Raw genomic sequence first — 20,453 nt, forward strand, 5'->3', positions numbered from 1 at the left:
CGTCATTATGGATTATGAGCAGTTGAAAACCCAGTTGCAACAAGGGATTGAAGAGATTGGTATCGATCTTCCCGAGTCTGCAATCGATAAGTTGATGGCGTATTTGACCTTATTAGAAAAGTGGAATAAGGTTTACAATCTGACGGCGATTCGAGACCCTCAGGAAATGTTGGTTAAACATCTGTTGGACAGTTTGAGCATTGTTCCCCATATCTGCGGTCAAAGATTGATCGATGTCGGAACAGGTGGTGGCCTGCCCGGAATTCCACTGGCAATTTGCTTTCCCGATAAACAGGTTGATTTGCTTGACAGCAATAGCAAAAAAACACGTTTTCTGATTCAGGCTAAAGCTGAACTCGGTTTGCAGAACACTGTTGTGTTCCATCAGCGGGTCGAGACTTACCAACCTGAAGAGCTGTACGATGGTGTCGTTTCCCGCGCGTTTGCCTCATTGGAAGATATGTTGCACTGGACCTCACATCTATTAAAATCGGATGGTTACTGGTGGGCGATGAAAGCGCAGAAAGATTTTGAAGATTATTCGAATTTACCTGGCCTGGTGAAAATTGAGGCCATGATCGATTTACACGTACCCGGATTAGAGGCGCAACGAATGTTGATTAAAGCCTGCAAGTCGGAGTAATTGTAATAAACTAACAACTCAAGATTAAATATTAAAAGGCTAGGTGACAGTTCGTGGGCAGAGTGATTGCATTGGCAAATCAGAAAGGGGGTGTGGGTAAAACCACAACCAGTGTCAATTTAGCGGCCGCTTTGGCCCGATTGGGAAAAAAGGTTCTGTTGATCGATTTGGATCCACAGGGGAACAGTACCGTTGCCATCGGTGTCGACAAAGACAATCTTGAAAATTCAATTTTTGAAGTATTGGTCGGCGAATCCAAGGCCCGTTCAGCGATACAGCATGTCGAGTTGGCCAATCTTGATTTGATGCCGGCGAATGGTGACCTGACGGCCGCCGAAGTTGAACTTTTAGAAGAAAATATGGGGCCGAAGCGACTGCGTAAGGCTCTAAAAAAGGTTCGTACTGAGTATGATGCGGTGCTGATCGATTGTCCTCCGACCTTGAATATGTTGACCTTGAACGCCCTGACGGCGGCTGACGGGATTGTTGTACCGGTGCAGTGTGAGTATTTTGCGTTGGAAGGGCTTTCCGCACTTATGGACACCATCGAGACCGTTAAAGAACAGCTTAATCCGACTTTGCATATCGACGGTTTGTTGAGGACTATGCATGACCGTCGTAATAACTTGGCGAATGACGTTTCAAATCAATTGGTTTCACATTTCGGTATGAAAGTACTGCAGACGATCATTCCCAGAAACGTCCGTTTGGCTGAAGCGCCGAGTTACGGAGAATCAATTTTGGATTACGACGCGTCTTCAAATGGTGCCATCGCTTATCTTGCATTGGCGAATGAACTGATTCGAAAAACACAAATTTAACATTAACTCTGACAATAGAAAAAGAAGGTAGGGTAACCGTGGCAAAAAAACGCTCAGGAATGGGGAATCGTGGCATTCACGCCATGATTGGTGCAAAACAGAAGTCAGAGAACAGCAATACGGATCTGCGGATCGAAAAGCTTTCGGTTACTCAGTTACAGGCCGGGGTTTATCAGCCTCGCCAGCAGTTCGATGAAGCGGCCCTTAAAGAGTTGGCCGACTCCATCCGAGTTCAGGGTGTGGTGCAGCCTATTATCGTCAAGGCGGTGGATGATGACCGTTATGAAATCATAGCCGGTGAACGCCGCTGGCGGGCAGCACAACTGGCTGGCTTGGATAAGGTGCCGGTGGTAATACGTCAAGCAGACAGTCAGACTACCTTGGCGATGGCTCTGATTGAGAACATCCAGCGTGAAGACCTTAATCCGATCGAAACGGCAATCGGTCTGAAGCGTTTATTGAAAGAATTTGAATTGACGCAGCAAGAGGTGGCTGATGCAGTAGGTCGTTCGCGTACCGCCGTCTCTAACCTCTTGAGACTGTTAAAGTTGCCTCAAAGTGTGCAGGATGCATTGCATGATGGCCAAATTAGTATGGGACATGCCCGAGCCATCATTACGCTGCCTGAAGAAGTCCAGCTGCAATTGACGGATAAAGCTATCGAAAAGGGCTGGTCAGTAAGGGAAATGGAAGAAGCGGCACAGCAGATTCTTGTTCCATCAAAAATGGTTAAGCAAGCGAAGCAAAATCGCATTCCAGGCATTAAAGAAATTCAGGAAAAACAGCAGGTTCTGGCAGACAAGATTTCGGCTAAGGTCAGGATCAGCCACCGTGAAAACGGTAAGGGAAAGTTGGAGATAAGCTATAACGATATGGATGATTTGAATCGATTGTTAAATCTTTTTTAAAACAGAAAAAGTTGATAGAAAATCTCAATTAAAAAAGCTGGCCCATAAGACAAATATATCTAGTGGCATAAAATTTAGTACACACAGTATGTAGTTGATCGCAAAAAAAGCCATAGAAAAAACACAGAAAAACAAACTTATAAGCTAGCTTTTGGGTCCATAAAGCATTATTATGTGCGGCCGTTTAGCTTGAACAATTTTCAACTAAAAAGTATCATTAATAGAGTTTGTCATCGAATGAGTGATTCAAATAAAGAGCCACAGAAGCCAAAACCAGGTGACGCGCCGAAACCAGCGGTAAATTTCCTATTGATGAGTGCCGGATCGATTTTTACATCAATGATCGTGGCTGGTTTTTTGGTTGGCTATGCGTTGGATCAGCTATTTGAAACGACACCAATATTTTTACTTTTGTGTGGCCTGCTAGGGTTTATCGGCGGCACACAAAAGGTAATGCGGCTTTCGAGTAAATTGGATCCGGTTGTAGAAGAAAAGAAAGATGATCAAAAATCTTAATCAACCGTTGAAGATCCAGGGCATCATCGGTTTGATCGCCGTTGTGATTTTTGCCACTCAAGGTCAATTGTGGTCATCCGTTTATGGGCTGTTTATCGGTATGATGAACGTGCTTATGTTAAGCGTTACGTTCAAGAAAGCCGACCAGAAAGCGGCGGAAGATCCAAAGTTTGGAATTTTAGTTTTATATTTGAGTGCAGTCGTCAGATTCATTCTGTTGGCTGTGTTGTTTGTTTTAGGGCTGGCGCTCTTTAAGTTCGAACCAATGGCGGTTGTGCTGACATTCGTTGTCATGCAGATCGGTCAGATGTTCAACCTTAAAGGTAAGCGTCGTTTGACTGACTAAGGAGAAGACCCTTGAGTGCTGAAAAGATGGGAACTGTCGAGTATATTCAACATCACTTGACAAATAATCACATAGGCGAAGGTTTCTGGACATTTAACCTAGATACCATTGTTGTAAGTTTATTGCTTGGCGCGCTGATCGTATTTGTTGCAGCACGTCTTGGTAAGCAAATCGAAGCCGGAACGCCTGGTGGATTCCAGAACTTCGTAGAATCTATTCTAGAATTCGTTTCTACCAACGTTAGAGACGCTTTTCCTGGCCACAACCCTCTTATCGCGCCATTGGCATTGACCATTTTCCTTTGGGTTTGGTTGATGAACTTCATGGATTTGATCCCTGTTGACCTATTGCCATATCTATATCAGTTGATTACCGGTGATCCACATGCACATCTTAAGGTGGTTCCAACAACTGACTTAAACACGACTTTGGCAATGGCATTTTCAGTATTTGCTCTAATCGTTTTCTATAACATCAAAATCAAAGGTGTGGGTGGATTCATCAAAATGTTCCTATTCCATCCATTCGGTAAGTTCTTTGTTCCTGTGAACATTGTGATGACTTTGATTGAAGAAGTTTCAAAACCGCTTTCACTTGCTCTGCGTCTGTTCGGTAACATGTTCGCAGGTGAGTTAGTATTCCTACTGATCGCATTGATTGGTGGAACTTTAGCAGTGGGTGCCGCTGCGCTATTCTGGGCACCTCTACAAGTCCTGTTAGATTTAGGTTGGTTGATTTTCCACTTGTTGGTTATCACCCTACAAGCCTTTATCTTTATGGTGCTTACCATTGTTTATCTAGGGATGGCTCACGACGAAGGTCACTGAGTCTGACGTAGAGGCAATAAAAAGAATAGGTGGTTCTTGCGAACTACCAAAAAGGTTTAAGCGCACCTGCTTTAAGGTTTCATGATGAGGTCTGAAGTAAAAAGCTTTATTTATAACTTTTATTTTTTTAATTTTTAACTTGTAAAACTTTAGGAGAAAGTCGATGGAAGTAACTGCTACTATGATTGCTGATATCTACTCTGCAACTGCTATTGGTGTAGGTGTAATTTTGGCTGCTGCTGGTCTTGGTTCAGCTATTGGTTGGGGTCTGATCTGTTCAAAAACTTTGGAAGGTATTGCACGTCAGCCTGAAATGCGTCCTGCATTGATGACTAACATGTTCATCTTCGCTGGTTTGATGGAATCTTTCCCATTCATCATCCTAGCTTTCGCTATGTGGTTCCTATTCGCTAACCCATTCATCGGTGCAATGACAGCTGCTTTGGGTGCATAATCCAAAGCGCTTAATTAAATCGAAAATTTAATTTTTTAAATAACGAATGGCGAGGTAACCACCGTGAGTATTAACGCAACGCTTCTCATCCAGATTATTGCATTTGTGCTATTAGTCTGGTTTGTGAACAAAGTGCTGTGGGGGCCGCTGTCTAAGCTAATGGAAGAACGTCAGAAGAAAATCGCTGACGGTCTTTCTGCCGCTGAGAAAGGTAAGCATGAACTTGAGTTAGCCGAACAAAAAGCAAAAGAAGTGCTTAAGGAAGCTAAAGCTCAAGCTCAAAACATACTAAGTCAGGCTGAAAAGCGTAGCTCTGAAATCGTAGAAGATGCGAAAGTAAAAGCAAACGAAGAAGCTGACCGTATTAAAGCTGCCGCCCAAGCAGAAATTGAGCAAGAAGTTAGTCGTGCGAGAGAAGACCTTCGTAAAGAAGTCGCTTCTTTGGTTGTAACTGGTGCAGAGAAAATTCTTCAGAAAGAAGTCGATGCAGCAGCACACAATGACATGCTTGAAACCTTAGTTAAATCAATCTAAGGAAACTTCTATGGCAGAATTAATGACAATTGCAAGACCTTATGCTGAAGCTGCTTTTGCTATCGCAAAAGAGAAAAATCAGCTGACAGAGTGGTCTGAAGAGCTAGCAAATCTTGCTGCAATCGCTTCTGATGAAGCAATGCAGGCAATGATTGCGAACCCAGCTTACACAGACGAAAACGTGTTATCCGTTTTTGAATCTGTATTGGGAGCGAATCTTTCCGCTGAAGGTAAAAGCCTTCTTGCTGTAATGGCTGAAAATAAACGTTTAGCTGCACTTCCAGATCTTTCCGAAACTTTTGAAGAGTTGAAGGCTGTGGAAGAGAAACGCGTAAGAGCGACGGTTATTTCAGCGCGCAAAGCTACGGTTGAGCAGAAGAAAAAATTAAGTGCTGCTTTAAATGCTAAGTTTGATGCCGAAGTAGAGATTACTTATGAGGAAGATCCAAGCTTAATCGCTGGAATCAAAATCAAAGTCGGCGACTGGGCCATCGATGGTTCAGCAGTATCGCAACTTAACAAACTTGGCGCAGCAATCGCCCAATAATGGAGAGGAACACACATGCAATTGAATGCCTCTGAAATCAGTAACCTAATTAAAGACCGCATCGCCGGTTTTGACGGTGCTGCAGAGTCTGGCAGTGAAGGGACAGTCGTTAGCATCGCTGACGGTATTGCTCTTATTCACGGCGTGTCAGATGTAATGTATGGTGAGATGGTTCAATTCGACGAAAACACTTTCGGTATGGCGCTTAACCTTGAGCGTGATTCTGTAGGTGTTGTTATTCTAGGTGAATTTGAACACATCTCTGAAGGTGACAAAGTCACTTGTACTGGACGTATCTTAGAAGTGCCAGTAGGTCCTGAATTGAACGGTCGTGTAGTTGACGCCCTAGGTCGTCCTATCGACGGTAAAGGTTCTATCGACGCTAAAGTCACTTCACCAATCGAGCGTATCGCTCCTGGTGTTATCGATCGTAAGTCTGTAGATCAGCCTATGATGACTGGTATTAAGTCTATCGACTCTATGATTCCAGTCGGTCGTGGACAGCGTGAGTTGATCATCGGTGACCGCCAGACTGGTAAAACAGCTATTGCAATCGACGCAATCATTTCCCAGAAAAACACTGGTGTTAAATGTATCTACGTTGCAATGGGTCAGAAAGCATCTACTGTTAACAATGTAGCTCGTAAGCTTGAAGAATACGGTGCTATGGAAAACACGGTTATCGTTGCAGCTAACGCTTCAGATCCTGCTGCTCTTCAGTACATGGCAGCTTATGCTGGTTGTGCGATGGGTGAGTACTATCGTGACCGTGGTGAAGATGCATTGATCATCTATGATGATTTGACCAAGCAAGCTCAGGCTTACCGTCAAATTTCATTGTTGCTACGTCGTCCTCCTGGACGTGAAGCTTTCCCTGGTGATGTTTTCTATCTACATTCACGTCTACTTGAGCGCGCTGCTCGTGTAAACGAAGATTATGTTGAAAGATTCACTAACGGTGAAGTAAAAGGTAAGACCGGTTCTTTGACTGCTCTACCTATTATTGAAACTCAAGCGGGTGACGTTTCTGCATTCGTACCGACTAACGTAATTTCTATCACTGATGGTCAGATCTTCCTTGAAACTGGATTGTTCACTCAAGGTATCCGTCCTGCTGTGAACGCTGGTCTTTCTGTATCACGTGTTGGTGGTGCTGCTCAGACTAAAGCGATCAAGAAATTAGGTGGTGGTATTCGTCTTGACTTGGCACAGTACCGTGAATTGGCTGCTTTCGCTCAGTTCGCATCAGATCTTGATGCTGCAACTAAAGCACAGCTAGAACGTGGTAAGCGTGTAACCGAGCTGATGAAGCAGAAGCAATATTCACCTTTGACTATTGCTGAGATGGCAGTATCTCTATATGCCGCTAACGAAGGATACTTGGACGATATCGAAGTCGAAAAAGTATTGGATTTCGAAGCTGCATTACATGCCTCCCTAAACTCTGAACATGCTGAACTAGCCGCCAAGATCAATGAGAAAGGTGGTTGGGATGATGAAATCGTAACAGGTGTTAAAGCTTGTATCGAGTCATTCAAAACAAACGGCGTTTACTAAGATAAGGGGTAGGCCATGGCAGGCGGTAGTAAAGAAATACGAGCCAAAATTGGTTCCGTAACAAATACCAAGAAAATCACCAAAGCCATGGAAATGGTGGCGGCTTCTAAAATGCGTAGAGCTCAAGCTCGCATGGAAGCTACCAAACCATACGTCGAAAAAGTGAAGAGAGTAATCGAACACGTTTCCGGTGCACATCCTGAGTATAAGCATCCTTATACTCAGACTCGTGAAACGGTTAAACGTGTTGCATTGGTTGTCATCTCTTCTGATCGAGGTTTATGTGGTGGTTTAAACTCAAACTTATTCCGTAAGGCTTTGCCACAGCTTAAGGCGTGGAAAGAACAAGGTGTTGAGGTTGAGCTTGCTCTGGTTGGTAATAAAGCTAAAACATTCTTCCGTAGTTACGGTGGGAATGTTGTAGCTGCGGTTTCTGACCTAGGTGATACGCCTCATATTGAGGACTTAGTTGGTACTATCAAAGTTGTTTTAGACAAGTTTGATGCGGGTGAGATCGATGAAGTACATTTGGCTTCAAACGAATTTGTCAACACAATGGCACAAAACCCGAATATCCAGCAGTTAGTACCTCTTCAGTCTGTTGAATCAGATAGCGAAACGTATTGGGATTATTTGTATGAACCTGATGCTAAAACCGCATTGGATTTATTGATGCGTCGCTATGTTGAAAGCACTGTTTTCGGTGCCGTTGTTGAAAATGCTGCTTGTGAGCAGGGTGCTCGTATGATGGCAATGAAGAATGCAACAGACAACGCCGGTGAAATGATTAACGAGTTGAAATTGTCTTATAACAAAGCTCGTCAAGCTGCAATCACAGCGGAACTTTCTGAGATTGTTGCTGGTTCATCCGCTGTTTAAGTTTGAAGTATTTCAATAAAAGGTTAAAGATTATGAGTGGAAAAATAGTACAAATTATCGGCCCGGTCATCGACGTCGAATTTAAAGGTGCTGATTTACCAAAAATCTATGACGCGTTAAAAGTTGATGAACTAGATCTTACTCTTGAAGTTCAGCAACAAGTTGGTGATAGCGTAGTGCGTGCAATCGCAATGGGTTCATCCGACGGTTTGAAGCGTGGCATGGCGGTTACAAATACTGGTGAAGCGATTTCTGTACCAGTAGGTAAAGCAACACTAGGACGTATCTTCGATGTTCTTGGTAATGCGATTGATAACGCAGGTCCAGTAGAAACAGAAGAGCGCAACACAATTCACCGTGCAGCTCCTGCTTTTGACGAGTTGGCAGCTTCTCAGGAATTGTTGGAAACAGGTGTTAAGGTTATCGACTTGATCTGTCCTTTCGCGAAGGGTGGTAAAGTTGGTCTGTTCGGTGGTGCCGGTGTTGGTAAAACCGTTAACATGATGGAATTGATCCGTAACATCGCAATCGAGCACTCTGGTTACTCAGTATTTGCTGGTGTAGGTGAGCGTACTCGTGAAGGTAACGACTTCTATTATGAAATGGAAGAATCAGGAGTACTTGATAAAGTTGCTCTTGTATACGGTCAGATGAATGAGCCACCAGGTAACCGTCTACGTGTTGCTTTGACTGGTCTTACAATGGCTGAGTACTTCCGTGACGAAGGTCGTGATATCCTATTCTTCGTAGACAACATCTACCGTTATACTCTTGCTGGTACTGAGGTATCTGCATTGTTGGGTCGTATGCCATCTGCGGTAGGTTACCAGCCTAACCTTGCTCAAGAAATGGGTCAGGTTCAGGAGCGTATCACTTCAACTAAGACTGGTTCTATCACGTCTATCCAGGCTGTATACGTACCTGCGGATGACTTGACTGACCCTGCTCCTGCGACTACGTTCGCTCACTTGGATGCGACAGTTGTATTGAACCGTGCGATCGCTGAAACAGGTATTTATCCTGCGATTGATCCTCTGGATTCAACTTCACGTCAGCTAGATCCACAAGTTGTTGGTCAAGAGCATTATGACGTTGCACGTGGTGTACAGCAAACTCTTCAGCGTTATAAAGAGTTGAAAGACATTATCGCAATCCTTGGTATGGACGAGCTTTCTGAAGAAGACCGCTCTCTAGTAGCACGTGCTCGTAAGATGCAGCGTTACTTCTCACAGCCATACTTCGTAGCTAAGGTTTTCACCGGTGAAGATGGACGTTATGTCCCATTGAAAGAAACCATCCGTGGTTTTAAAATGATTATCTCTGGTGAGCTTGATGATGTACCTGAGCAGGCATTTATGTATGCTGGGGACATTGACGAAGTTCTAGAGAATGCTAAAAAATATAAAGGTTAATTGATCATGGCAGTCACAATGCAAGTCGATATTGTAAGTGCAGAAGGTGAAATCTTTTCTGGTAAAGTTGAGATGCTTTTTGCACAGGCTGCCGATGGTGAGGTTGGTGTTATGCCTCATCATACCCAGTTCCTTAGCCAGTTAAAGCCTGGAACAGTACGTGTAGTTAGTGGTGACGAAGAACAACATTTCTACGTCAACAGCGGCATCATCGAAATTCAGCCAAGTGTAGTAACGGTTTTGGCCGATACTGCTGTTCGTGCTGCAGACCTTGATGAAGCTGAAGCTGAAGCGGCTAAACAGCGTGCTGAAGAAGCAATGGCCAATGCCAAGTCCGATACGGATATCGCAAGAGCTCAAGTTGAGTTGGCGGAAGCGGTTGCTCAGATTCAGACGATCTCTAAATTAAGAGACCGTTTGCATAAAACTGGGTTGGCATAATTGTTAATCTTTGTGAAAAAGCGCCTTCATGGCGCTTTTTTTTCCTCTAGTGTTTTTAAATGATTCTTTATTCATTCGCTTTTGCTTATTGAATTTATTCAATAGTGATACGATCCCATGCGTTTTTCACAAGCAATTATCTAAAAGCACTATAATTTGTTATATCTTTTGTCTTCAAATTCACAGGTATGAGTATGTCCTTAAAGGTCGTGATCCTTGCCGCAGGTAAAGGTACGCGAATGCGTTCTTCCTTACCTAAAGTCTTACAGCCGTTAGCGCAAAAACCGTTACTCCAGCATGTTATTGATACTGCCGAACAGTTGGAACCTATTCAAATTGTCACAGTTATCGGTCATGGTGCAGAGCTTGTACGTGAAACGGTAACCGGTAGCGGCCTGGTATTCACCATGCAGGCATCCCAATTGGGAACTGGACACGCTGTAGTGCAAGCCAATGGTTATTACGAAGATGACGATACTGTATTGATTCTTTACGGTGATGTCCCGCTTACTGCTGAATCGACACTTCAGGATCTGTTATCTCAAGTTGATGACAGTCACCCATTGGCGTTACTGACTATTACGCTGGAAGATGCAAGCGGTTATGGGCGAATCGTACGTGACCAACACTATCAGGTCCAGGCCATCGTAGAAGAAAAGGATGCAACTACCGAAGAGAAAGCCATCAAAGAGGTCAATACTGGAATCATGGCTGTTAAGGGCCAGTACCTGAAAAAATGGTTGTCTAATCTTTCATCGGATAACGCACAAGGCGAATACTACCTAACCGATATTATCCAAATGTGTGTAGAAGATGGGTTCACCGTTCATACGACACAGCCACAGCGTATTCTTGAAGTGCTGGGGGTAAATGACAAGATCCAGCTCCAAAATCTGGAACGTCAATATCAGAAGGGCTTGGCTGAAGCACTTATGAAGCAAGGTACGACATTGATTGATGCAGATCGTTTGGACATCCGTGGAAATGTCAGTGTTGGTATGGATGTGACAATTGATGCTAACGTGATATTCGAAGGGACCAACCACCTTGGAGACGGTGTTTCTATTGGAGCGAACTGTATCCTAAAAAATGTCACTATCGGAGCGGGAACTGTTATCCATCCTTTCAGTCATCTTGAGGATTGTATTGTCGGACGCGATTGTACGATTGGGCCATACGCCCGGTTAAGACCGGGATCGGAATTGGCAGACTTGGTACGAATCGGTAATTTTGTTGAAACCAAAAAAGCTAAAATCGGCCAGGGGTCTAAAGTGAATCATTTGAGTTACATCGGTGATACCTTGATGGGGGCTGATGTTAACATTGGGGCTGGAACCATCACCTGCAATTATGATGGCGTCAACAAACACCTGACAGAAATCGGTGACCGTGTGTTTGTCGGATCGGATACCCAGCTGGTCGCACCGGTTAAAATCAACGACGGGGCAACCATCGGAGCTGGTTCGACCATCACAAAAGAAGCACCGGCAGAAGAGTTGACCCTGAGTCGTTCGAAACAGCTGACGATCAAGGGCTGGGCCAAACCCAGTAAGAAATAAACAGGCCTGTTGGGTTTTTCGTGCGATATATAACACTTGCTCCTGAACTGGCCGAGCCATTTAAAACAGCTTTGCAAAACCATGGTTGGCAGTTAAAGGGTCAGGATGCCGGTCAAGCGCATTTAGTCGGTTGGGGGTATGTCATGCACTGGAGCAAACAGGAAGAACGGATTCATCTTCATTACAAAGAAGTGCAAGGCAAAGCCGAGGCACAGCTTGAAATGACGCCGTCGGCCTTTAATGAAATTCAAGCAATCGTCGATCAACTCCATGAATAAAATTCACGCCTATATCGCTTTAACGCGCCTTGACCGGCCTATCGGTATCTATTTGGTATTATGGCCGGCTCTATGGGCCTTATGGCTCGCTTCAGACGGATTTCCGGATGCATGGCTACTATTTGTTTTCATTATCGGTGCGATTCTGATGCGTTCGGCGGGATGTGTCATTAACGATTATGCGGATCGAAACTTCGACGGTCACGTTAAGCGTACCTGCAACCGGCCCCTCGCGACCGGTGAGATTACGCCAAAACAGGCGTTGGTATTTTTTGCGGTATTATGCCTAGTCGCATTTGCGCTGGTTCTGACGTTAAATGCTTTAACGATCACTTTGTCTTTTGTGGCGGTCGGATTGGCTGCACTTTATCCATTTATGAAACGTCATACCCATTGGCCTCAGGCATTTCTCGGCGCAGCCTTCGCATGGGCGATTCCGATGGCGTTTGCCGCAGTACAAAATACTTTGCCCTGGCAAGCCTGGCCGGTTTTTGCTGCGACGATGGTTTGGTCTTTGATCTACGATACGGCCTATGCCGTCGGTGACAAAGAAGATGACCTCAAGATAGGCGTTAAGTCGACGGCGATATTGTTTGGACGTTATGTAGCCGAAATTATTGCCGTTTTCCAGTTGGTTATGTGGTTGTTATTATTGTGGATGGTCGACCTATTTGCGCTCGGCTGGCCTTATTGGGTCAGTTTAGCGCTGGTGGCCGGTATCTTTGTCCACCATTACTTGCAGTTGAAGAAGAATGACGACCGGGTTGCATTCCAAGTGTTTTTGCAAAACCATTGGATCGGTTTGATCGTTTTACTGGGAATTGCAGCAGATAAGGCGCTATGAGACTACTGTAATCGACTTTCTTTAGGCAGCTGTAGAATCGGTTCCAGATCCAATTGCCAGTTCGATGCATCCAGTGCCTTGCTGAAAATTTTCAACAGAATCGCAAGTACATCCGGCTGAAACGGTAGACCAATTCCCGGTCCGTTTTCCGGTTCCAGATTCAGTTCCGGATTATCGCTCCCCAACTCTTTGAACGTGATTCTGGTCAATAGGATTGGCTGTTCCCCCAATGGGTAGTCGGCTTTTTCGGGTTCTTGGTAATCGGTTTCGAAATCCCCTTCGGCCTGTGCAGCTTCCTGACGCATTCTGTTCTCAATGCTTTGTTCTTCGGAAAACAGTGCTTCACCGGTTTGTGGGTGTTGGCCTTGCAAAGCCGGAATCAATATACGCATATAGCGTCGTGTTATCCAAGCTGAATACACCTGTTGATTGAGTGTCTTTATCTTTAGGAGTATTCTATCTTCTAGTGGATTATAAGAAGCCTGGATTTGGGAAATTGCGTCTGACATAAATTGGCTATGGGAGTGTTGTTTTGCACGGTTGGCTAAAAAATATCATTATAAACTGCCTACAAGTTCTTGGGGGAATAATCCTCTCCGTGTCTGCTTATGCCGATTCTGTGGACGGTTGTTGCCATCCCTTTATCGATCGAAAGACTCCAATCCCCTTTTCGTACTTGGCTTTGGATGAAACCGCCAGCGAATCCTCTACGCTAAATGACAAACCTGATACCGAGAAAGATAATCCGCCGAAACCGAAAGAAAAATCCTATCTGCTGGAGGGGATAGACAAGACCTGGTTGAACGAAGGCTTGGAGTCCTTGGAACGGTTTCAGGTCTGGTTAGGTGCCCATGTCCAGCATACCACCGAAGGCATTGACGATTATTTTGGCACCGAAGAGGCATTTGAACGATCAAGAGGAAGCCGTCTGGACATCATGACGCCTGTGATTTTTCATGATTCCGGTCAAATTGAAATGTCGATGCGTTTGAGAGCGAAATTCGCCTTGCCCAAAATAGAGCGTCGTTGGCATCTTATGATCACGTCGGAAGACACCAGTGTCAAAGGCCAGGTTAATAATGATTTGGCTAGGGAAGTCACAGAACAAGATGGAACCGCTTCGCTTGGTTTCCAGGTGGCATTGGAGGACTTCAGCAAGTTGGCGACGTTGTTGGATTTCGGGATGAATTTTAAAAATGTGGTAGACCCCGATCCGTATGTCCGACTTAAAAAACGTTATGAGTGGGATATGGGATCAGACTGGACCGGCCGTATGGGGCAAGATCTATTTTGGGAGAGTATTGCCGGTTTGGGGCTGAATTCCAAGTTCGTATTCGACAAAAGACTGGATGATGAATATCTATTTCGTAGCCAGAGCAACGGGACATGGTGGCAGCAGGACGGATATTATGAATTGACCGAGCAACTCCTGCTCTATCAACAAATCAACCCATATCGAATCCTGACCTATCAGACCTGGTATAGCTGGAGTACTGAGAACACCGGTGTGCATACTACCGGTTACGGGGTCACGGTTAACTGGCGGGAACGCGCTTATAAGAACTGGCTCTTTTTCGAGGTTCAGCCCGGTATTGGTTTCAGCGAAGACAATGATTTTAAGAAGGCGGATTTAACCTTGATGCTGATGCTTGAGATGCGTTTTTTTCAAACTTAGCCGGGCATGCCGGGTAGAAAAACCTCTGTTAACAGTAGCGGCGCCTGTTGCTGTCTGAATAACGATCGTCGGGCGTAGCAGATATTCTCCGTCGAACTTTCCGGTTGCGGCATTCTCTCTTTAGGAAAAGGCCACGAATCCATCGGTTGTTTGCTTAGCTCAAATTCCGAACGTTCCAGGTTTTTCAATTCAAACAGTACCTCACCCAATGGCTTGTCTCCAAGAGTCTGTAAAGAATGCCAAGGGTTTTCGGTAGACATATTAGGGATGACGGTTCGCGCATAGACCCAATCCTGGTGCCCGCATTTCAGCATGACGCAACGAATCCACGCTTTATCTTGAATAGGAAGGTTTAGAGCCAGTGCTTCACTTCGAAGTGGAACCTGCCAAGCTTCGGATAGAATTTCCACCTGCATTTCCGGACAGGCCTGTCGAATCCTTTGCGTCAATGACCCTGGAGTCAATAACCAAGATTGGATTGACGGTGAAGAGGTAATGCGTTGAATGAGTTTTTGCGGTTTCCAGTGCATAAGACGGCCGGTTAGATATTCATGTTTAGGCTTGATGCGTGATATTTTAGACACATCATAGCGTGCTTAGGCGTGTTGATATTCAATTTTTTCACCAATCCAGCGGGATTGAAGTTTATCAACGATCTCCTGATGGGAGGCCACCAGTTTTTCGGACCAGTTTTGCGCCAGCGGAATCCACTCGGCGTCGCGTCGGAGATCGGCGATTCGGAATTGCAGTCCGCCGGTTTGCCGGGTTCCTAGAATTTCACCCGGCCCGCGGATTTTCAGGTCCTCTTCGGCGATTCTGAAGCCGTCGTCCGTGTCACGCATGATCTGTAAGCGTGCTTTGCCCGTTTCCGACAAGGGCGGCTGGTAGAGGAGTACGCAGTGGCTTTTCTTGCTGCCGCGGCCGACCCTCCCTCGCAACTGGTGTAATTGGGCCAGCCCTAGCCGTTCGGCGTTTTCGATGATCATCAAGCTGGCGTTTGGCACATTGACTCCAACTTCGATGACGGTGGTCGCAACCAGCAAGTCGAGTTCATGGTTTTTGAATGCATTCATGACGTTCGCTTTTTCGTCACTTTTCATGCGCCCGTGAATCAGTCCTGTACGTAGGTCAGGCCAGTAGCTTCGGAACTGTTCCGCCGTCACTTCTGCCGCTTGGGCGTGCAGTAGTTCCGATTCCTCAATCAGCGGGCAGACCCAGTAGGCCTGTACGCCTTCATGGCAACGTTCAGCCAGGTGTGTCATCACTTCCATGCGTTTTTCATTGCTGAGCACGGCGGTATCGATTGCTTGACGACCGGGAGGACGCTCGTCGATGACGGAAAGATCCAGATCGCCGTAAGCGGTCATCGCTAGAGTACGAGGGATGGGCGTTGCAGTCATTATCAACTGGTGAGGGTGGACTTCCATCACTTCATTTGGCTGTTCGGTTTCACCTTCCAGTACGATCTGATGCCCTTTCTGCTGTAAGGAGAGACGCTGGTGCACCCCGAAACGGTGCTGTTCGTCGATAATCACTAATCCAAGCAGATTGAAATTGACCGCTTCCTGAAATAGGGCATGGGTACCAATCACCACTTTGGCTTCGCCCGATTCGATTCGGCCCAGCATATAGCGTTTCTCGGCGGCTTTCATTTTGCCGCTCAGCCAGGCCGTTTCAATTCCTAAAGGTTCCAGCCACTCAGAAAAGGCGTTGCGGTGCTGTTCAGCGAGTATCTCCGTCGGTGCCATGATGGCGACCTGATAACCGGCTTCGGCCGCTTGAATTGCGGCGATCGCAGCTACGACGGTTTTACCGGAGCCGACATCCCCTTGAACCAATCGCTGCATCGGGTGGGTTTGGGAGAGGTCGTGGTGAATCTCTTGTAACACCCGTTGCTGCGCCGAAGTCAGAGTGAAAGGCAAAGATGCAATCAGTTCGTTGGCCATCCGGCTCGGCGGCAGTTTGGGCGCCAGACGTTGCTTTTCGAGCAGCCTAAGTTGCTGCAATCCAACCTGGTGGCTGACCAGTTCTTCAATAATGAGGCGTTGTTGAGCCGGGTGTTCGAAACGTTTGATGGCACCGAGGTCATCATCCGGTTGCGGACGGTGCAGGGTCATGATCGCTTCATTGAGATTTGGCAGGTGTTCGGTGGCCATCATCTCATCGGGCAGCAGTTCCTCAAGCGGGTATTGCTTTAACAGAACCAATGCCTGATTGATCAGTTTCAGCAGACTGGCCTGCCCGAAACCTTCCGTGGTCGGATAGGTCGGGGTTAGAGTGTCGTCCAGTTCAGGCGGATGGTTTGGATCGATGAATTCATAGTGGGGGTGAACCATTTCATGGCCGTTGGGGCCGCCACGGACTTCACCGAAGACTCGCAGGGTTTTTCCGCGGGTGAATTGTTGGGCCTGCCGATAGTGAAAATGGAAAAAACGTAACGTCAGGAAGCCGCCGGAAGGCGACTGGATTTTGACTAGTAAGCTGCTGCGCCGGCCGCGCGTCAGGTGTTGCGAGAAGATGGTACCCTCGACTAATGCCTCCTGACCGATGAAGATGCTGTCCAGAGGGGTGAGGCGAGTCTTGTCCTGATAGCGTAACGGGAGGTGGAATAGCAGATCTTGAACCGTGGAAAGCCCGAGACGTTGCAATTTCTCCAGTTGCTTGGGACCGACTCCTTTTAGATTTTCGATAGGGTAGCTGGCTAACATGGAATTCATCAAATTAACGGATGTAGAGATTCTATCAAAAACCACCAGGCCTGTTGGCTTTTGAGGATTTAGAAAACGTGGTTAAACATCCATTTTATCCGCTACCTGTTGGATAAAGTCGTGAATGTAAGGTTGGTCGTGCAGGTCGATGTGAGTCGCGGCATATAGGATCGACCACAGTCCTTCCTTACCAAGGCTGCGTGTTGGCAGGTGACTGAATTCGGGTTGAGTTTCGATCAGCCATTTGGGCAGGACGCATAACCCTCTGCCGGAATCGACCAGTTGGAGCATCATCAGGGTCAGCTCCGAATGACGTAACTGTTTGGGCTGGACGCCCTGAGGGTTTAGAAATCTGCGAAACACATCCAGTTTTTTATGTTCCACCGGATAGGCAATCAGAGTTTCGTCGGCAAAGTCTTGAGGATCCAGCCACTCCTTGGTGGTCAAAGAGTGTGTTTGAGGCAGGACGCAAACCAATTCGTAACTGAAAAGCGGATCGAATTTCAGGTTCTTCATCGGTTCTGGATCGGACGTGATGACCAAGTCGAGCTGTTGCTGCTGGAGTTTTTTAAGGGGACGGTCGCTCAAGGAGTTAAGAATATCCAGATCCACGCCTCGCCATTTCTGTTGATATTGACGCAGCATCGGTAGCAGCCACTCAAAACAAGTATGACAGTCCACACCAATGAACAAACGTCCTTGTTCACCTTGCTCGAGTGCTTGCAGGATGGTTTCGGTCTGCTGGAGTTTCGGTAGAACATCCTGAGCGGTTTTCAGCAAGGTCTGGCCTGCGGGTGTGAATTGGATCGGCGTCGTTTTACGTTCGAACAGCTTCAGGCCGAGTTGGCCTTCCAGCTGTTTGATCTGGTGTGAAAGTGCCGACTGGGTCATATAAAGATGATCGGCGGCTTTATTGACGCTGCCTTGTTCTGCCAGAGCGAGAACGGTTTTGAGGTGCTTAAGTTCTATCATGAAATAAATTCATATTAATGTGAAAATTAATCGTTTGTTTTCATATTGTTCAAATTCTATCATCCCTCTTCATAAAAACGAACTGTTGAATGAAGAAAGGAAACGATATGACAACGCATAATTTGGGGTACCCTCGCATCGGCCAAAAGCGAGAATTGAAGTTTGCCATCGAGGCTTACTGGAAAGGTGAAAAGAGTGTACTTGAACTGGCCGAAATCGCAGCGGAAATCCGCCGTTGGAATTGGCAGACTCAATTGGATGCCGGAATTGATCTATTGCCGGTGAACGATTTCGCTTATTACGATCAGATGCTGAATATGAGTACGCTTCTGGGGGTGATTCCTTCGCGTTTCAGACAGGAGTCTTATGAATTGGACGTGGCGTTCCGAATGGCGCGTGGACGTGCACCGAGCGATGATAGAGAGTGTGGTTGCGGTGGTCATCATGTGTCTAAAGCCGGTTCTGCTTGTGACATGAAAAAGTGGTTCGACACCAACTACCATTACATCGTTCCGGAACTGGAAGCGGATACCGTCTTCAAGCTGACCGATACGCGTCTGTTCGATGAATTGCATGAAGCCAAGGATCTGGTTGGGGACGCCTCGGTGTTGAAACCGGTATTGATCGGTCCTTTGACTTATCTGTATCTGGCTAAAGAAGTCACGGGTTCCGACAAACTGGATCGCTTGCCTGCGTTGCTTGAGGTTTATTCGCAAGTACTGAACTTGATAGCGGAAGCTGGAGTGAAGTGGGTTCAGATTGACGAGCCGATTCTGGTTCTGGAACTGGACCGCAAATGGCAGGAAGCCTTCACGCAGGTCTATGGAGAGACCGATGAAAGGCTGGATGTTTCGGGGCTTAAGGTTTTATTGGCCACCTATTTCGACACCTTGGGCGATAACTTGGATAGGGTGGTGAGTTTGGATGTCGACGGTCTGCATATCGATGCGGTGAGAGGGGCTTCTCAGGTGGAGGCCGTCATCGAGAAGTTTTCGGAAAATCGGGTACTTTCTTTGGGATTGGTGGAAGGCCGTAATGTTTGGAAGAACGATTTTGAAAGCAGTTTGAGTAAGGCTGGTGATGCTTATGTTAAGTTCAAAAAGAACCTCTGGTTGGCGCCGTCCTGCTCTTTACTACATTCACCGGTCGATTTGGATTTGGAAACCAATCTGGATGCAGAGTTGAAACACTATCTGAGTTTTGCCAAGCAGAAGTTAGACGAAGTCCGAATTTTGTCTTTGGCGTTGCAAGGCAAGGGTGTGGACAAGGAATTGGCGGTTAACAAAGAAGCGATAGAGTCCCGTAAGCATTCTGATCGCATTCATGATCGAAAGGTTCAGGAACGTTATGCGGCCATCGGGCAAATTGGGCTGAATCGAGAGGCACCTTATGCAGAAAGATCTTTGCTTCAGCGTGAAAAGTTTAAGTTGCCATTGTTTCCAACCACCACGATTGGTTCCTTTCCGCAAACGCCGGAAATTCGTCAAACTAGAAGATGTTTTAAGTCCGGGAATTTGAGTGAGGCACAGTATGTTGACAGAATGCAGGCTGAAATCCGTGATGCCGTCGAGCGACAACATCGCATCGGTCTGGATGTGCTTGTTCATGGTGAGCCTGAGCGAAACGATATGGTGGAGTATTTCGGTGAACAGTTGAACGGTTATGCATTTACCGAATTTGGCTGGGTCCAGTCTTACGGCTCCCGATGTGTAAAACCGCCGATCATTTTTGGAGATGTTTCACGTGAAAACTCGATGACGGTGAGTTGGTCTAAGTATGCTCAAAGCCTGACCGAGAAAACCATGAAGGGGATGCTGACGGGGGCGGTGACGATGCTGCAGTGGTCGTTCGTACGAGACGATCAGCCTAGAGAGGTGACTTGTAATCAAATCGCTCTGGCGTTGCGTGACGAGGTGATGGATCTGGAGGAGGCCGGCATTGAAATGATACAGATCGACGAGGCGGCTTTGCGAGAAGGCTTACCATTGAAAAAATCCCAGTGGCAAGGTTATCTGGATTGGGCGGTGAACTCATTTCGGTTGACGACATCGGGCGTAAAAAACACAACGCAGATCCATACCCATATGTGCTATTCGGAGTTCAATGACATCATTAAAGCGGTGGCCGGAATGGACGCGGACGTAATTACCATTGAGACCTCAAAGTCACATATGGGGTTACTTCAGGCGTTTGTGGATTTTGAATATCCCAATGAAATCGGGCCGGGGGTGTATGACATTCATTCGCCGAATGTGCCACTTGTGGATCAGATGGTGCAACTGATGGAAAAGGCCGCTGAAAACATTCCATTGGAACGCTTATGGATTAACCCGGATTGCGGTTTAAAGACTCGTGGTTGGACGGAAACGGAAGCGGCTCTATGTAATATGGTTAAGGCTGCTGAAACATTGCGAGAGCAATACCTATTGAAAAGTGCATGAAATTAATGGATGAAGTAAACGGTTAATCCGGCCTTACCTCATCCGTATAGTAGCTTGGCAGGTCTGTCATGCCACTATCTTCTTTTTATTT

Annotated in this window: 22 protein-coding genes; 18 read left to right on the plus strand and 4 right to left on the minus strand. The window is 46.3% G+C overall.

What is annotated here, in order from left to right; all coding sequences use genetic code 11:
• The first annotated feature begins 7 nt into the window (after nucleotides 1–7).
• The 16 genes from rsmG to ubiA all read left to right on the plus strand — a co-directional run bounded on the left by rsmG (nucleotide 8) and on the right by ubiA (nucleotide 12,566).
• Nucleotides 8–643, plus strand: coding sequence for a 16S rRNA (guanine(527)-N(7))-methyltransferase RsmG (gene rsmG / locus QCB45_RS08010; RefSeq protein WP_279420397.1), 636 nt, complete (start codon nucleotides 8–10; stop codon nucleotides 641–643).
• Between the two features lie 53 nt (nucleotides 644–696).
• Entirely contained in the window at nucleotides 697–1,464 is a 768-nt protein-coding gene (locus tag QCB45_RS08015) for an AAA family ATPase (RefSeq protein ID WP_279420398.1), read from the plus strand.
• 38 nt (nucleotides 1,465–1,502) lie between these two features.
• Entirely contained in the window at nucleotides 1,503–2,372 is an 870-nt protein-coding gene (locus QCB45_RS08020; RefSeq protein WP_279420399.1) for a ParB/RepB/Spo0J family partition protein, read from the plus strand.
• A gap of 237 nt (nucleotides 2,373–2,609) precedes the next feature.
• Nucleotides 2,610–2,888 (plus strand): AtpZ/AtpI family protein, encoded by a 279-nt coding sequence (locus QCB45_RS08025; RefSeq protein WP_279420400.1) that lies wholly within the window; start codon nucleotides 2,610–2,612, stop codon nucleotides 2,886–2,888.
• The gene (locus QCB45_RS08030; protein WP_279420401.1) at nucleotides 2,872–3,234 is read left to right on the plus strand and encodes an ATP synthase subunit I; all 363 of its coding nucleotides are present in this window, start codon (nucleotides 2,872–2,874) and stop codon (nucleotides 3,232–3,234) included. Before QCB45_RS08025 ends, QCB45_RS08030 begins: the two co-directional genes overlap by 17 nt.
• An 11-nt stretch (nucleotides 3,235–3,245) precedes the next feature.
• Nucleotides 3,246–4,061 carry a F0F1 ATP synthase subunit A gene (atpB, locus tag QCB45_RS08035; RefSeq protein WP_279420402.1) on the plus strand — a complete coding sequence of 272 codons (816 nt, stop codon included), beginning with the start codon at nucleotides 3,246–3,248 and terminating at the stop codon, nucleotides 4,059–4,061.
• 163 nt (nucleotides 4,062–4,224) lie between these two features.
• Nucleotides 4,225–4,515, plus strand: coding sequence for a F0F1 ATP synthase subunit C (atpE, locus tag QCB45_RS08040; RefSeq protein WP_279420403.1), 291 nt, complete (start codon nucleotides 4,225–4,227; stop codon nucleotides 4,513–4,515).
• Nucleotides 4,516–4,578: 63 nt separating this feature from the next.
• Nucleotides 4,579–5,049, plus strand: a complete 471-nt coding sequence (locus QCB45_RS08045) for a F0F1 ATP synthase subunit B (RefSeq protein ID WP_279420404.1) — start codon at nucleotides 4,579–4,581, stop codon at nucleotides 5,047–5,049.
• Nucleotides 5,050–5,059: 10 nt separating this feature from the next.
• The gene (locus QCB45_RS08050) at nucleotides 5,060–5,596 is read left to right on the plus strand and encodes a F0F1 ATP synthase subunit delta (protein WP_279420405.1); all 537 of its coding nucleotides are present in this window, start codon (nucleotides 5,060–5,062) and stop codon (nucleotides 5,594–5,596) included.
• 15 nt (nucleotides 5,597–5,611) lie between these two features.
• Nucleotides 5,612–7,153 (plus strand): F0F1 ATP synthase subunit alpha, encoded by a 1,542-nt coding sequence (gene atpA / locus QCB45_RS08055; RefSeq protein ID WP_279420406.1) that lies wholly within the window; start codon nucleotides 5,612–5,614, stop codon nucleotides 7,151–7,153.
• A gap of 15 nt (nucleotides 7,154–7,168) precedes the next feature.
• Nucleotides 7,169–8,032, plus strand: coding sequence for a F0F1 ATP synthase subunit gamma (gene atpG / locus QCB45_RS08060; protein ID WP_279420408.1), 864 nt, complete (start codon nucleotides 7,169–7,171; stop codon nucleotides 8,030–8,032).
• 29 nt (nucleotides 8,033–8,061) lie between these two features.
• Nucleotides 8,062–9,444 carry a F0F1 ATP synthase subunit beta gene (gene atpD / locus QCB45_RS08065; protein WP_279420548.1) on the plus strand — a complete coding sequence of 461 codons (1,383 nt, stop codon included), beginning with the start codon at nucleotides 8,062–8,064 and terminating at the stop codon, nucleotides 9,442–9,444.
• 6 nt (nucleotides 9,445–9,450) lie between these two features.
• A complete protein-coding gene (locus tag QCB45_RS08070; protein WP_279420409.1) occupies nucleotides 9,451–9,885 on the plus strand; it encodes a F0F1 ATP synthase subunit epsilon in 435 nt (144 codons plus the stop codon).
• A 194-nt stretch (nucleotides 9,886–10,079) separates the two neighbouring features.
• Entirely contained in the window at nucleotides 10,080–11,444 is a 1,365-nt protein-coding gene (glmU, locus tag QCB45_RS08075; protein WP_279420410.1) for a bifunctional UDP-N-acetylglucosamine diphosphorylase/glucosamine-1-phosphate N-acetyltransferase GlmU, read from the plus strand.
• Nucleotides 11,445–11,464: 20 nt separating this feature from the next.
• Nucleotides 11,465–11,722, plus strand: a complete 258-nt coding sequence (locus tag QCB45_RS08080) for a hypothetical protein (RefSeq protein ID WP_279420411.1) — start codon at nucleotides 11,465–11,467, stop codon at nucleotides 11,720–11,722.
• Nucleotides 11,715–12,566: a 4-hydroxybenzoate octaprenyltransferase gene (ubiA, locus tag QCB45_RS08085; protein ID WP_279420412.1), complete on the plus strand. Its 852-nt coding sequence runs from the start codon at nucleotides 11,715–11,717 to the stop codon at nucleotides 12,564–12,566. The genes QCB45_RS08080 and ubiA overlap by 8 nt, the downstream gene beginning before the upstream one ends.
• A gap of 2 nt (nucleotides 12,567–12,568) precedes the next feature.
• Here the strand turns inward: ubiA and QCB45_RS08090 are convergent, their stop codons facing one another.
• A complete protein-coding gene (locus QCB45_RS08090) occupies nucleotides 12,569–12,958 on the minus strand; it encodes a hypothetical protein (protein ID WP_279420413.1) in 390 nt (129 codons plus the stop codon).
• Between the two features lie 206 nt (nucleotides 12,959–13,164).
• Between QCB45_RS08090 and QCB45_RS08095 the strand changes: the two genes are divergently transcribed.
• Nucleotides 13,165–14,241 carry a hypothetical protein gene (locus QCB45_RS08095; RefSeq protein ID WP_279420414.1) on the plus strand — a complete coding sequence of 359 codons (1,077 nt, stop codon included), beginning with the start codon at nucleotides 13,165–13,167 and terminating at the stop codon, nucleotides 14,239–14,241.
• On the opposite strand, the gene QCB45_RS08100 is transcribed toward QCB45_RS08095, so the two are convergent.
• The 3 genes from QCB45_RS08100 to QCB45_RS08110 form a co-directional block, all read right to left on the minus strand.
• Complete coding sequence (locus QCB45_RS08100; RefSeq protein ID WP_279420415.1) at nucleotides 14,238–14,825, minus strand: chorismate lyase; 588 nt, start codon at nucleotides 14,823–14,825, stop codon at nucleotides 14,238–14,240. The genes QCB45_RS08095 and QCB45_RS08100 overlap by 4 nt on opposite strands.
• A gap of 12 nt (nucleotides 14,826–14,837) precedes the next feature.
• The gene (recG, locus tag QCB45_RS08105) at nucleotides 14,838–16,949 is read right to left on the minus strand and encodes an ATP-dependent DNA helicase RecG (RefSeq protein ID WP_279420416.1); all 2,112 of its coding nucleotides are present in this window, start codon (nucleotides 16,947–16,949) and stop codon (nucleotides 14,838–14,840) included.
• 81 nt (nucleotides 16,950–17,030) lie between these two features.
• Nucleotides 17,031–17,921, minus strand: a complete 891-nt coding sequence (locus QCB45_RS08110; protein WP_279420417.1) for a LysR family transcriptional regulator — start codon at nucleotides 17,919–17,921, stop codon at nucleotides 17,031–17,033.
• Nucleotides 17,922–18,028: 107 nt separating this feature from the next.
• On the opposite strand from QCB45_RS08110, the gene metE reads away from it, so the two are divergent.
• Nucleotides 18,029–20,362 (plus strand): 5-methyltetrahydropteroyltriglutamate--homocysteine S-methyltransferase, encoded by a 2,334-nt coding sequence (gene metE / locus QCB45_RS08115; protein ID WP_279420418.1) that lies wholly within the window; start codon nucleotides 18,029–18,031, stop codon nucleotides 20,360–20,362.
• Nucleotides 20,363–20,453 lie beyond the last annotated feature (91 nt).

This window comes from Thiomicrorhabdus sp. ZW0627 (assembly GCF_029767005.1).
Classification (GTDB): domain Bacteria; phylum Pseudomonadota; class Gammaproteobacteria; order Thiomicrospirales; family Thiomicrospiraceae; genus Thiomicrorhabdus.